This window comes from Stenotrophomonas sp. 86156_Sma (assembly GCF_056481625.1).
This window is the reverse complement of sequence record NZ_CM151157.1, coordinates 2,250,520-2,263,758: the sequence shown is the minus strand read 5'-3', so window position 1 is coordinate 2,263,758 and position 13,239 is coordinate 2,250,520. Positions and strand designations below refer to the sequence as shown.

Below are 13,239 nucleotides of genomic sequence, written 5' to 3'. Positions count from 1 at the left end.
GGGGAGGTCTCGAAGTTCGGAACGGGGCGCGGATCAGCGCGAAGCAAGGCGGTCGATGGCGGCGGCATAGCCTCGATGGCCATGCTCGAGCGTGCGTGCCACCCGTCCGGTGGTGGTCACGCTGACGCCGGTGCGCTCGTGGATCTCGCGGTACGGCACGCCCTGCTGCAGCAGCGGCACCACTTTCCAGCGGTCGGCCATGGCTTCCAGCTCGGCCGGGGTGCACAGATCACGCAGGAAGGCTTCGACCTGTTCCGGTTCGCGCAGGGCGGCAAAGGCTTGGGCCAGGGCTTTCAGGTCGGCCTTCGGGTCTTTGGCGGCAATCTCGGGGCGGGCTTTCACGGGGTTGTTTCCATGCATCAATGTAATAGCGCGTTAGTACATTAGCGCATTCTTGCGCAGTGCGTCAAATCGAGGATTGAGGGGGCGGCAGGGCTGCTGCCCTGCACCCGCCAAGAGCCAGAGCAAAAGCAAATGCTGATTTGCTGAGCGTTGGCGGGGAGGGTCCGGTGGCAGGGGACGCCGTTAACCCATCCATGGGGGCTTGGTCGCGGCATCCATGCCGCTCACACCCCTGCCACCGGACCCTCCCCGCCTTCGACAGTTGGCCGCGATCTGCTGGATCTCGCTGGGAAAGTGATCGAGAACGGCTTTTGTAGAGTCGAGCCATGCTCGACTGCGCTTCGTCCAGAAACGCAGAACGCCCACCAAAGGGTGGGCGTTCTGCTTTCAAATCAACAACCTGGCCCGACTCAGGGCAGACAGTGCACCTCGGCCTGCAGCGCCCCGCGCCGCAGGCATTCGCCGAACAGGCTGCCCTGCCGGCTCGGCAGGGGCTGGATGTTCTCCAACGCCCCCCTCCCGCCCGGCACGTCCGCGAGGCCAGGGCCTGCAGATCGTCCTCCAGCTGTGCGCGGTCGATCGCATGGCAGCGATCAACCACCAGCCGGTACTGCGCCGGCCCGATCCGCGTGCTGTGCAGCGCCGGATCGCTCTGGCAGCCCGCCAGCAGGAGCACGCTCAGCACTCCTGCGGCGGCACGCATCACACCATCGCCCTGGACTGCTCCAGCTCCACCAGAAGGGTGCTGGCCAGTTCGTCGCGCGACACTTCGAACTGCTGCTCGCGCAGCAGGTCCTTCACCGCCACCACGCCGCGCGCCAGTTCATCCTCACCCGCCAACACCACGAAGCGGATGCCAGCCTTGGCCGCGTACTGGAACTGCTTGCCGATCTTCTTCGGCTCCATCTGCACTTCGGTGTTGATGCCACCGGCACGCAGGCGGCGGGCAATGTCCAGCGACTGCGGCATGCCCTGCTCGTCCATCAGCGCCACCAGCGCCTGTACGCTGCTGGCTTCGATGCCGTCGATCAGGCCGGCCTCACGCAGCTGCCAGAACAGGCGCGACAGGCCGATGGAGATACCGACGCCCGGCAGCTTCGACTTGCTGTAGTGGCTGGCCAGGTCTTCGTAGCGGCCGCCCGAGCAGATCGAGCCGATCTGCGGGTGGTCGGTCAGCGTGGTCTCGTACACGGTACCGGTGTAGTAATCCAGGCCGCGCGCGATGGAGAAATTCAGGCAGTACGCGGTTTCCGGCACGCCCAGCGCCTGCACCAGCTGCAGCACTTCGCGCAGTTCGGCCACGCCGGCACGCAGGGTTTCCGACGATTGCGCCGCCGCTTCCAGCGCGGCCAGCTGCGCCAGCGCATCGTCGTGGCCCTTCGAACGCACGGCGACGAAGGCAAGGATCTTCTCGACCTGTTCGGCCGGAATCCCGAAGCCCTCGCCCACCAGCGTCTCGCGCACGTAGTCGGCGCCGCGCTTGTCCAGCTTGTCCACTTCGCGCAGCACCGCCAGCTGGCGTTCGCCTTCGGCCACGCCCAGGCTCTCGAAGTAACCACGCAGCAGATTGCGGTTGTTCAGCTGGATGCTGAAATCACCGATGCGCAGCTCCGAGAACACCGCATGGATGACCGCCAGCACTTCGGCGTCGTAACGCACGCTCAGGCTGTCCTTGCCGATCACATCGATGTCGCACTGGTAGAACTCGCGGAAACGACCGCGCTGCGCACGCTCGCCGCGGTACACGCGCTGCATCTGGTAGCGACGGAACGGGAAGGTCAATTCGTGTTCGTGCTCGGCCACATAACGTGCCAGCGGCACGGTCAGGTCGAAGCGCAGCGCCATTTCCGGCAGTGAACGATCACCCGATTCGGCGGCATTGGCCAGCGCGCCGGTGGACTGCACGAAATACACCTGGCGCTCGGTCTCGCCACCGGACTTGGTCAGCAGCACATCGGACAGCTCGAACACCGGCGTCTCCACCGGCAGGAACCCGAAGCGCTCGTAATTGCGGCGGATCACGTCCAGCATGCGCTGGAACGCAATCTGCTCGCGCGGCAGCAGTTCAAGGGTGCCGGGCGGGGTACGGGGCTTGATCACGGGCGGAACTCCTGCTGGAACGGGACGTGGGAGGGGGCGACATTCTAGCGCCCCCGCCACGGGCAGGGTCGAACGGCCGCTTGAAGTATCATAAGGCCCTCCCCGCCCGCGATACGCCCCCCGCAACATGTCACGGCCTTCCGGCGCTCCGCCCGCCACCAACGATCCCGCCTCGCCGTCCTGCGCCACGCTGGACTGCCTGCACTGCTCGGTTCGCCACCTTGCGGTGTGCTCGGCGCTGTCGCCCGATGAAGTGCAGGCGCTGGAGCAGGTCACCGTCTCGCAGCAGGTCAGCATGGGCAGCACGCTGGCCCGCACCGGTGAAGAGCGCGACCATGTCTATACATTGACCGGCGGCGCACTGCGGCTGGTGCGCACCCTGGCCGACGGCCGCCGCCAGATCAACGGCTTCGTGCTGCCCGGCGACTACCTGGGCCTGAGCGGCAGCGACCACCATCGCTACGACATCGAGGCCATCGCCGACAGCCGCGTCTGCCGCGTCGCGCTGCCACAGATGAAGGCCCTGCGCAGCCGTTTCCCGCACCTGGAGCGCAAGCTGCTGCAACGTGCCTGCCAGGAGCTGGATGCCGCACAGGATGCCGCGCTGGCACTGGCGCGCCTGCAGCCGGCCGAGAAGCTGGCCGATTTCCTGCTGCGCCTGGCCGCGCGCGAGGCCAAGCTGGGCGGCGACGGCCTGCGCGTATCGCTGCCGATGGGCCGCGGCGATATCGCCGACCATCTGGGCCTGACCATGGAAACGGTCAGCCGTACCTTCACCAAGCTGCGCCAGCAGGGGTTGATCGCCCTGCCCCACCTGAACGTGGTGGAGATCCTCGACGAGGACGGGCTGCGCACGTTGGCCGGTGAAGGATTGATCTGACCGCATCGCGGTCCGTGGGGTTGCCGGCCAGCGGCCGGCACTACCCGAATGCATTTCCCTGGTAGTGCCGGCCGCTGGCCGGCAACCGCGCCCGATCCGTGCTGTATCTCTCCGGTAGTGCCGGCCGCTGGCCGGCAACCACGTCCATCTCCAGTCAGCGCAGCAACACCTCACGCAACGCCGCGTAATCGGCCGCCAATGGCTCGGCGTGCGCCGGCCGCTGCAGCAACGCATCCAGTGCAGGCGGCACCGCCACCGCTTCGCCGATCAACGGCTCGACCACGGCCTCGAACTTGGCCGGATGCGCCGTGGCCACCACCGCCCAGTCGCCCTTGGCACCGCGTGCACGCAGGTCCTGCAGCACCTTCACCGCCGTCGCCGTGTGCGGACAGAACAGCTCGCTGCGGCTGGCATGCGCTGCCGCAATCGTCGCGCGGATGGTCACGTCATCCACCGCGAACGCACGGAACGCAGCACGCAGTTCCGCGTCGTCGCCGTGGTAGAGCCAGCGCAGTCGCTCGAAGTTGCTCGGTGCACCCACGTCCATTGCATTGGCCACCGTCGCCACACTGGCCTGCGGCTGGTAGTCGCCGCCATTGAAGTACGCCGGCAGCACCGCATTGGCATTGGTGGCCAGCACGATCTGACCGATCGGCACGCCCAGCGCGCGCGCCAGCACGGCCGCCATCGCATTGCCCAGGTTGCCGGTCGGCACCACCAGATTGAGCCGGCGACGATGCGCCGCGTAGTGGCTCAACGCCGCATGCGCGTAATAGCTCATCTGCGGTAGCAGTCGGCCCAGGCTGATGCTGTTGGCCGAGCTCAACGGCACCTGCGCCTGCAGTTCGCGGTCAGCCAGTGCCTGCTTGACCATCGCCTGGCAATCGTCGAACGCACCCGCCACACGCAGGGCCTGGATGTTGTCGCCGAAACAACCGAGCTGATGCGCCTGGCGCGGAGATACGCGGCCATCCGGATACAGCACCACCACGCGCACGCCGGGCTGGCGATGGAACGCCGCCGCAACGGCGGCACCGGTATCGCCGGACGTGGCCACGACAATGGTCAGGTCACGGTCCTTGCCGGCCTGCAGTCGCGACAGCGTACCGGCCAGGAAGCGCGCGCCGATATCCTTGAACGCCGCCGTTGGCCCATGGAACAGCTCCAGCACGTGGTCACCGTCGCCGAGCGCACGCAGCGGCACCGGGAAGTCGAACGCCTCACGACAGATCGCCGGAAGCGCAGTCTCGAGTGCATCGCCAGCAAAGAACGGCATCAGCAGATCGGCGGCGGTATCGGCCAGGGTCGCCCCGGCCTGCAGCTCGCGTGGCGCCGGCAGCATCTGCGGAACGTACAGCCCACCATCAGGCGCCAATCCGGCGGCGATCGCCGCGCTGAGGCCAACGGCCGGAGACTGGCCGCGGGTCGAAACAAATTGCATGGGTTCGGTATCCAGTAAAGGGGAAGGATTCAGCACAAGCGAGCTCCCGGTGCATCCAGCGGCGACACCCAGGCGTCACTGTCGAAACCTGCGGCTGCAAATGCGGCCTGCACCGGTGTGGCGGCGGTACGCGCCTGGTCGACATCCTCGAACCAGGCGAACACGCTGGGACCGGCACCGGAAATGCCCGCGCCCATTGCATTGGCCGACAGCGCCGCATCACGTGCGGCTTCGAAGCCGGCAATCAATCCGGCCCGGCGCGGCTCCACCAGCACGTCGCGCAGTCCCGCGCGCACCAGTGCGGCATCGCTGCGATGGCAACCACTGAGCACCAGTGCGAGGTTCGCGCTCTGCGCCACAAACTCGCCCAGCGCATAGCTGCCCTGCAGGGCCTGGCGTGCGCGGCGTGTTTCCAGCACCGCATGCGGATGCACCAGCAGGCTGTGCCAGGTAGCCGGCACCGGAATCGGCAGCAGCCGGTCGGCCGTGCACAGCGCAAGACCACCCAGCAGCAGCGGCCCCACGTTGTCACCGTGGCGGCCACCACTGGCCACCGCCTCGCCATCCAGCGCAAACGGATACAACGCCTCGCGCGACAGCGGCACATCCAGCAGCGCGTTGGCGGCAACCAGCGCCGCAACACTCGACGCTGCCGAACCGCCCATGCCGGAACCGAACGGAATGCCCTTGTCGATCTCCACCGCGAAACCGAAGTCCAGGCCCAGCCCTGCGCGCAGCGACATCAACGCAGCACCCGCAGTGTTCCCGGCGGCATCCAGCGGCAACTCAATGGCACTGCCGCGGATCGCCTCGATGCGCACCAGCGGCTCATCGATGCGGCGCACGCTCACGGTATCGCCAATGCCGGCAATGGCATGGCCGAGAATATCGAAGCCCACCGCCACGTTGGCCACCGAGGCAGGCGCGAACGCACGTGCGATCACAGGCGCGCTCCTTCACCGGCCGCGACCCGCAGCAGGTCGGCAAACACACCGGCCGCGGTGACTTCCGGGCCGGCGCCCGGCCCCTGCACCACCAGCGGGTTGTCACAGTAACGGCGGGTGCGGAACTGGACCACGTTGTCGGTCAGCCGCAGGTTGGCGAAGGCATGATCGGCCGGCAGTTCCTGCAGGCCGACCGAGGCGCCGTCGGCACCCAGCCGTGCCACATAGCGCAGCACCGCCCCCCGCGCCCGCGCATCCTGCAGGCGCTGCAGCAGGCTGGCGTCGGACTCGCCCAGCCGCGCCATGAAGTCATCCACGCTGCCCTCGCGCAGCAGCGCCGGCACCAGGCTTTCCACCTGTACCTGTTCCAGGCTGAGCGCGTGGCCGGCTTCACGGGCGAGGATCACCAGCTTGCGCGCCACATCCACACCCGAAAGATCATCGCGCGGGTCCGGCTCGGTGTAGCCCATCGACCGCGCCTGCGCGACCAGCTGCGAGAACGGCTGGCTGCCATCGAAGCGGTTGAACAGCCAGGCCAGCGTGCCGGAGAAGATGCCTTCAATCGCCAGCACCTCGTCACCGGTATCGACCAGATCGCGCAGCGTGGTGATCACCGGCAGGCCCGCGCCGACCGTGGCCTCGTAGCGGAAGCGCGCGCCACTGGCCGCCGCTGCAGCACGGATGCGCTGGTAACGCGGCAGCGGCCCGGCACCGGCCTGTTTGTTGGGGGTGACCACATGGATGCCGGCCGCCAGCCAGCCCTCATAACGCTCGGCCACCTCAGCACTGCCACTGCAGTCGATCACCACCGCATGCGGCAGGTGGGCGGCCAGCAGGTGTTCGGTGAAACGATCCAGATCGCTGGACTCGCCCGCTTCGCGCAAGGCCTCCCGCCAGTCGGCGTGCAGACCGTCCACTTCCAGGCGCATGCGCGAACGCGAGGCCAGCGCGCGCAGGCGCAGATCCACATTGGCCTTGGCCAGCAGCTGCGGGCGTGCGGCAAGCAACTGGTCCAGCAGTGCGGCACCGACGTTGCCCGGCCCGATCACACCGACCGCAAAGGTCTGCGGCGACAGCCAGAAGCCGGCATGTGCAGCGCGCAAGGCGCGGGTGGCATCGGCACTGTCCACCGCCACCGAAATGTTGCGCTCGGACGAGCCCTGCGCGATCGCCAGGATGTTCACCTGCGCACGGCCCAGCGCCTCGAAAAGACGTGCGGCCACACCGGGCTGGCCGGCCATGCCGTCACCGACCGCGGCCAGCACGCTGACGCCCTCACTGACCTGCACGCGTTGCACCTGGCCCACCGACAGCTCATGCGCGAACGCGTGCAGCAGTGCCTCGCGGCCACGGCCGGCTTCAGCAGCACGCACCACGCAGCAGATCGAATGTTCCGACGACCCCTGCGAGATCATCACCACCGACACCTGCGCCTGACGCAGGGCGGCAAACACACGCTCGGCGGTACCAGGGACACCGATCAGCCCGGTGCCTTCCAGGTTCAGCAGGGCCAAGCCGGGGCTCAGGGTCAGGCCCTTCACCGGCCCGCGCGGCGAGCGCTCGGCGCTGATGCGCGTCCCCGGATGCGCCGGCTGGAAGGTATTGCGGATGAAGATCGGCAGGCCGAGGCGGATCGCCGGCGACATCGTCTGCGGGTGCACCACCTTGGCGCCGAAATAAGCCAGCTCGCAGGCCTCGTCGTAGCTCAGCGACTCCAACTGCACCGCCTCGGGCACCAGCCGCGGGTCGGCCGACAGCACGCCGTCGACATCGGTCCAGATGTGCAGTTCATCGGCGTTGAACAGCGCGGCGAAGATCGCGCCGGAGTAATCGCTGCCGTTGCGGCCGAGCGTGGTGATGCGGTCATGACGGTCACGGGCGACGAAGCCGGTGGCGACCAGGCGTGGCTGCGGATGCTGCAGGCGCCACTTGGCCAGGCGGTCGGCGCTGGCTTCCCAGTCGACATCGACGCCCAGTTCGCCATGCCCCACCACCAGCACGTCGCGCGCATCCAGCACTGCACAGTCTGCGCCCAGCGCCTGCAGGTGCGTGCCGAGCAGCTGCGCGGAAAACACTTCGCCCAGGCCCTGCACCCGGTCGAGTACTTCGCGTGGCAGCTCGCCGATCACTGCCAACGCTGCCAGCACTTCGGCCAGTTGATCGAAGCGGGCGTCGATCCATTCGACGGTCTCGCCCACCTGCTCGCCCAGCAGCGCCACAGCGGCGCCACGATGGCGCGCGCGCAGCGCATGCCAGGCCTCGCGCCAGCCTTCGTCCCCCTTGGCTGCCAGCTGGGCCAGATCGATCAGTGCGTCGGTGACGCCCTTCATCGCCGAGACGACAGTGACCTGCAGCGATTCGGGGCGGGCCAGCAGCAGGCCGGCAACATGGCGGTAGCGTTCGGCATCGGCCACCGAGGTGCCGCCGAACTTGTGCACGACGATGGACGGTGCAGCCAGATCGGCCGGGGCAACGGGATGAACGGGGGCGTGGGAAGACATGCAGACCTCGGTAGGAGGCCCCGTCGCATGCAGGTGTCGAGTTTCCCCGCCACCTGTATGGTGCGGGGCCGTGGTTTTCGGGAGTTACACGAAGACGACGGGCCGCACCAGGGCAGTGGTGACGGTGGTGGTGGTAATGGTGGTGGTGGCGACCGGCGCAGTCGAACGGCCCGCAGTAGCGGGGGCGATCAGGCTGGCGTGGGCGGCATCAAGAACCATGACGCACAGAAAACACCGTGCGCCGGGCCGCTGTCAAGTGCTGCGGTGCAAAAAGTCGTTGCCGCGATCATCGGCCAACATGCCGGCATTTGCTTGCATCTGAGACAAAGCGGCCATCAGCATGCTTGACGGCCGCATTCAGCCGGCATGTTCGGCGATCGCGCGGGGCGTGCGATGCGCATGCGCGCACAGCATCACGCCGGCCACCAGGAACACGATCGCCAGCGCTTCGAGCAGCGAGGGCCAGCGCTGCTGCCAGGCGAATGCGTAGAGCAACGCGAACAGGGTCTCGAACACGATCATCTGGCCGGTCAGGGTCAGCGGCAGCAGGCGGCTGGCACGGTTCCAGAACGCATTGCCAAGGATCGAGGCGACCACCGCCACACCTGCGCTGATCGCCCAGAAACCACCCCACTGCGCCGCCGTGTGCCCGCCGCTGTGGCCGATGAAGGCCATCGGCACCAGCAGTAGAGCCAGGCCGCCGGTGGTGACACCGGTCAGCAGCGACCAGTCGTGGCTGGACAGATCCGGTCGGCGCGCCAGCCAGCGGCTGTTGCCGATCGAGTACAACGCCCACGAGAACAGCGCGCCGAACGCGCACAGCAGGCCGATCAGGCGCTGCCGCCACGGTGTCGCGAGGTGCTCAGACATCAGTGCCTCCCAGCCAACCAGTGCCACGCCCAGCACGCACAGGCCCAGTGCCGGCAGCAGCTGCTTCAGCGGCACCGCGCCCTGCTCGCGCACACCGACCAGGGTCACTACCACCGGAATCAGGCCGACGATCAAGGACGCCGCCGCACCGCCGGCCCACTGCACCGCCGTCGCCAGCAGCAGGAAGTACACCAGGTTCCCGGCCAAGCTCAGCCACAACAGGCCGATCCACTCGGCGCGGCCCAGCCGTGGTGCCAGCCGCTTCCAGCGCGGCAGCAGCAGGGCTACGGCGATCAGACCGTAGACCAGATAGCGGCCGGCCGACAGTTGCAGGGCATTGAACGACTGCAGCACGGCGGGCGCGAGGAAGACCACGCCCCACAGCGCGCCAGCGGCAACGCCATTGGCGATGCCCAGGGCCATCGGGTTGTTGCGCATTCGGGTTCTTCGGGGGGAGAGAACAGGCCGCGCAGTGTAAGCGCTGGCCGCTGGGCGCTCTTGACCGAGGCTACTGCCCTCCCGCCTTTGTAGCGTCGAGCCATGCTCGACTGCCGTTCGCGAGGTGGTCGGTGCAGAAGCCGTCGAGCATGGCTCGACGCTACAGTCCGGCGTTCCTGCGCCACGCGGCCGGGGTCTGCCCACACTCACGGCGCAGCGCGCGGGTCAGTGCACTCTGCTCGGAATAGCCTGCGGCCAGCGCGATATCACTGATCGGCGCCGTGCTGGAGCGCAGCTGGTGCTTGGCCCAACGCAACCGGCATGCACTGAGCCATGCCTGCGGGCTGAGCCCGAACTCACGCTGGAACAGCGCGTGCAAGCGGCTCTCGCTGACCCCGACAGACGCGGCCATGCGCGCCACCGGCCACGCCTGGCCCGGATCGGCCTGCACTGCCGCACACAGTCCCTGCATGCGCGCGCCACTGCCGGCCGGTGCAAATACCTGCAGCAGCTGCGGCAGCAGGGCCGGCATCGGCTGCCCGTCCTGCACGCCCGCCAGGCGTTGTCGCAGCGCATGCGGCAGGTGCAGCCAGCGCTGCCGGCACAGATGCTCCTGCGTGCCGTCATCAAGCACGCCGGGAGGACAATCGACGATCACGAAACCGTTCGGGCCATCGGCCATCTGGTCATGCGCTTCGCCGGCCGCAACGAAAACCCCCTGCAGCAGGTCCAGGCGGCCACCGCGGCCTTCCATCTCGAAGTGCAGTTCGCCCTGCAGCGGCAGCACCCACTGCGCGTAGTCATGGCGGTCCAGGCCGGTGGCCTGGCCGTAGTGCCGCAGATGGAAGATGGCGCCCATCCGCGCAGTGTGCGCGTGTAGCAACGGCCGTGCAAACCGCTGCTATAGTCGATCCGTCATCCAACGCAGGGAGTGCAGGACATGACCCATCGGCAGGTGTCACTGATGCTCGCCAGCAGCCTCGGCCTGGCGCTCGCAGCTTCGGCGTCCGCACAGGAGCGTACGCCCCCGGCCCCGCACTGCATGGACGCGGTCGGCGTGCAGGAAGTGGAGCAGGCATCACCGCGCTCGATCGCACTGCGCGCCGCCTCCGGTCAGGCCTATCGCATCGACTTCAACGAAGATTGTCCCGGCGTCCGCGGTGCCACCTCGCTGAAGCTGGAAGCACCTGCCGGCTGGGCCTGTGGTCGTCCCAGCGAACGCGTCGTGGTCGACGGCCGCCGCTGCGCCGTCAGTGCGGTCACCCCGCTGCAGGATCGCGACTACGCCAGCGTCGCCCGCGACAGCGACCGCCTGCGCACGGCTACCCTGCCCGCCGTGACCATCCGCGAGCGCAGGGAAATCCGCCGCAGCTTCGGCGGCTCACCGTCGTACTGCTTTGCCACCCGCAACGTCCGCGCGTGGTCGTCCGACCCGCAGGGCATGCTGGTGGAGACCAATCCGCGCCGCAATGGCGGCCACCGCTACTACCGGGTCGAACTCGGCAGCCACTGCCGCCAGCTCGACCGTGCGCCGCAGCTGAGCTTCCACTCGGGCCTGCAGAACGGCCTGATCTGTGGCAATCCCGGCGATCGGATCATGACTGCCGAGTTCGAGACAGACGATCTGCGCGGTGAAAGCATCGCCCCACTGCCGCAGTACACCCGCGGCAGCTGCGCGATCCAGGCGGTCTACCCGGCCTCCAGCCAGGCATCGAACTAACCGTCGACGCCCAGGAAGGTGAACGGTGCGCTGGGCACGAACTGGCCCAGTGCATCGCCGGCAAAGGTGTTGCGCTGGTCCTTGCCAAGATCGAGCTTGAGCACCTGGCCGCCGAAATCGACCTTGTTCAGATCGACCCAGAAGGTGTTCGGGGTCAACGCCGACTCGAAGAAGTACAGCCGCCGCTTGTGATCAGCCACCGTGCGCCAGCGCGTGGATGAGATGTTCGGCTCACCCGGCGTGGTGATGCCATACGGCACCGACGCATTGCGGATCACGCTGAACACACTGGCCAGCGCCTCCACCGGATCTTCGGCCTTGGGAATGGCGTTGATGTAGAACGAGGCGCGCGCGAAACGATCGGCGGAGCGGTTGGTGCCCGGCAGCATCACCGTGCCACCGATCTGCTGCCAGTAACTGTTGAGGGCCAGCTGCTGCTCGAAGATCGGCGAGTTGGTCATCACCTGATAGCGGCGGTCATGGTGAATCACCTGGCGACCGCCGATGTACTCGACGATGGCGCTGTCGCCGGTGGCATCGGACAGCGACAGGTGCAGCGTCGCCTGGCGGTCTTCGCCCGGCACCTTGTCGGTGACGATCGAGTACGGCTCACGCTTGAGCGCCGCCACCGCCTCGTCCACGGTGGCGAAATTGTCCAGCACATACTGCGCCCACAGCGAGATCGCCAGTCCCGGCTTGTTGCCACGCTGCTGCGGATACTCCGATTCCACCAGCCACAGCAGGTTGGCCACCAGCCCCTTCTCGTTCATGCCATCGGTGGTCGACACGTCGTAGCCGGTGGCCACCACGCTGCCGTAGCGCGCAGTCCAGGCCAGCGATTTTGGACCGGCCAGGCCGGTGCGTGCGATGCCACGCGGCAACACGTAGAGGTTGGTCGCCACATCGACCTTCCAGTCCATCGAGCGCGCAGTGATCACATCGCCGTTGTCGCCCCGATACACCGCACGCGTGCAGGCCAGTGCCGGCGTGATCGCAGATGCCAGCGCCATGGCCAGCATTGCCTTTCCCTTCCACTTCATCCGTGCCATGTCGTTACGCTCCTTTCCCCGTGGTCCGTCGATCTGACCCGATCCATGGTGACACAGGGGTGAAGCCTCAGCGCACGAAGCGATCGTGCAGCCAGAAGCCCACCACCATGGCAGGCACGAACCACAGCGCTTCACGCGATGCGACAGCCAGCACGGCGATGGCCGGTCCGGGGCAGTAACCAGCCCATCCCCAGCCGATACCGAACAGTGCAGCACCCAGCAGCAGGCGAGCATCGACATCACGTGCACTGGGTAGCTGGAAGCGCAGTGCGAACCACGGCTGCGCGCGTCGCAGCACCCAACGCTGCCCGACGGCACTGACCAGCAGTGCCGAGCCCAGCACCCACATCAACGTCGGATCAAAATCACCGGCCACATCGAGGAAGCCGAGTACCCGACGCGCGTCGGTCATCCCCGAGAGCGCAAGCCCCGCGCCAAACAGCGCACCTGCCACCGCGGCGGCCACGACCGCGCGGCTCATGCCAGGCCTCCGCCGTGACGGACCAGGAACGTGGTCAGCATCGCGCAGGCCATGAACACCAGCACTGCCAGCAGCGAGCGCTTCGAGCCGCGGGCCATGCCACAGACGCCATGACCACTGGTACAACCACTGCCCAGGCGCGTGCCGAAGCCCACCAGCAGGCCAGCGCTGATCAACTGCCAGGCAGGCAAGGCATCGCGCAGCAGCACACGTGGCGAGGCCTCGGGCAGCGACTGCCACCACAGCACCAGCCCCGCTGCTGCGAGCAGCCCCAGCAGGAATGCCCAGCGCCAGCCACGCTCGCCTTCCGCTGCGCGCAGGCTGCCCGCAGCGATCCCGCTGATACCCGCCACGCGCCCGACAGTGGCGAGCAGCAACACCGCGGCGGCGCCGATCAGCGCACCGCCAGCCACCGCAGTCCATGGCAGGTTCATGCCCTGCCCTCTTTCACGCCGCTCATGGGATTGCCCTTT

The 13,239-nt window shown here is 67.8% G+C and carries 13 protein-coding genes; 3 read left to right on the top strand and 10 right to left on the bottom strand.

The window, feature by feature from the left end; genetic code table 11:
* Positions 1-33: 33 nt before the first annotated feature.
* The gene (locus ACZK33_RS10680; RefSeq protein ID WP_423175256.1) at positions 34-342 is read right to left on the bottom strand and encodes a YerC/YecD family TrpR-related protein; all 309 of its coding nucleotides are present in this window, start codon (positions 340-342) and stop codon (positions 34-36) included.
* A gap of 702 nt (positions 343-1,044) precedes the next feature.
* Positions 1,045-2,442 carry a histidine--tRNA ligase gene (gene hisS, locus ACZK33_RS10675; RefSeq protein ID WP_423175254.1) on the bottom strand — a complete coding sequence of 466 codons (1,398 nt, stop codon included), beginning with the start codon at positions 2,440-2,442 and terminating at the stop codon, positions 1,045-1,047.
* Between the two features lie 127 nt (positions 2,443-2,569).
* Between hisS and ACZK33_RS10670 the strand changes: the two genes are divergently transcribed.
* Entirely contained in the window at positions 2,570-3,322 is a 753-nt protein-coding gene (locus tag ACZK33_RS10670; RefSeq protein WP_043397202.1) for a Crp/Fnr family transcriptional regulator, read from the top strand.
* 154 nt (positions 3,323-3,476) lie between these two features.
* On the opposite strand, the gene thrC is transcribed toward ACZK33_RS10670, so the two are convergent.
* The 3 genes from thrC to thrA are packed head-to-tail and all read right to left on the bottom strand — an operon-like array spanning position 3,477 to position 8,208.
* Positions 3,477-4,763, bottom strand: coding sequence for a threonine synthase (gene thrC / locus ACZK33_RS10665; RefSeq protein ID WP_423174744.1), 1,287 nt, complete (start codon positions 4,761-4,763; stop codon positions 3,477-3,479).
* Between the two features lie 29 nt (positions 4,764-4,792).
* A complete protein-coding gene (locus ACZK33_RS10660) occupies positions 4,793-5,707 on the bottom strand; it encodes a homoserine kinase (RefSeq protein WP_423174743.1) in 915 nt (304 codons plus the stop codon).
* Complete coding sequence (gene thrA / locus ACZK33_RS10655; RefSeq protein ID WP_423174742.1) at positions 5,704-8,208, bottom strand: bifunctional aspartate kinase/homoserine dehydrogenase I; 2,505 nt, start codon at positions 8,206-8,208, stop codon at positions 5,704-5,706. Before thrA ends, ACZK33_RS10660 begins: the two co-directional genes overlap by 4 nt.
* Positions 8,209-8,235: 27 nt before the next feature.
* On the opposite strand from thrA, the gene ACZK33_RS10650 reads away from it, so the two are divergent.
* Positions 8,236-8,556 carry a hypothetical protein gene (locus ACZK33_RS10650; RefSeq protein ID WP_423174741.1) on the top strand — a complete coding sequence of 107 codons (321 nt, stop codon included), beginning with the start codon at positions 8,236-8,238 and terminating at the stop codon, positions 8,554-8,556.
* A gap of 9 nt (positions 8,557-8,565) precedes the next feature.
* On the opposite strand, the gene ACZK33_RS10645 is transcribed toward ACZK33_RS10650, so the two are convergent.
* Complete coding sequence (locus ACZK33_RS10645; protein WP_049398520.1) at positions 8,566-9,516, bottom strand: DMT family transporter; 951 nt, start codon at positions 9,514-9,516, stop codon at positions 8,566-8,568.
* Between the two features lie 160 nt (positions 9,517-9,676).
* On the bottom strand, positions 9,677-10,375 hold the full coding sequence (locus tag ACZK33_RS10640) for a helix-turn-helix domain-containing protein (protein ID WP_180836979.1): 699 nt from the start codon (positions 10,373-10,375) through the stop codon (positions 9,677-9,679).
* Positions 10,376-10,456: 81 nt separating this feature from the next.
* Here ACZK33_RS10640 and ACZK33_RS10635 point away from each other — a divergent pair, with 81 nt between their 5' ends.
* Positions 10,457-11,236 (top strand): DUF6491 family protein, encoded by a 780-nt coding sequence (locus ACZK33_RS10635; protein ID WP_423174740.1) that lies wholly within the window; start codon positions 10,457-10,459, stop codon positions 11,234-11,236.
* Here the strand turns inward: ACZK33_RS10635 and ACZK33_RS10630 are convergent.
* From ACZK33_RS10630 to ACZK33_RS10620, 3 genes are all read right to left on the bottom strand, one after another.
* Positions 11,233-12,285, bottom strand: a complete 1,053-nt coding sequence (locus ACZK33_RS10630; RefSeq protein WP_032127421.1) for a linear amide C-N hydrolase — start codon at positions 12,283-12,285, stop codon at positions 11,233-11,235. The two genes, ACZK33_RS10635 and ACZK33_RS10630, sit on opposite strands and share 4 nt — an antisense overlap.
* 67 nt (positions 12,286-12,352) lie before the next feature.
* Positions 12,353-12,766 (bottom strand): DUF6691 family protein, encoded by a 414-nt coding sequence (locus tag ACZK33_RS10625; protein ID WP_423174739.1) that lies wholly within the window; start codon positions 12,764-12,766, stop codon positions 12,353-12,355.
* Positions 12,763-13,200 (bottom strand): YeeE/YedE family protein, encoded by a 438-nt coding sequence (locus ACZK33_RS10620; protein ID WP_422351978.1) that lies wholly within the window; start codon positions 13,198-13,200, stop codon positions 12,763-12,765. The genes ACZK33_RS10625 and ACZK33_RS10620 overlap by 4 nt, the downstream gene beginning before the upstream one ends.
* Between the last annotated feature and the right edge of the window lie 39 nt (positions 13,201-13,239).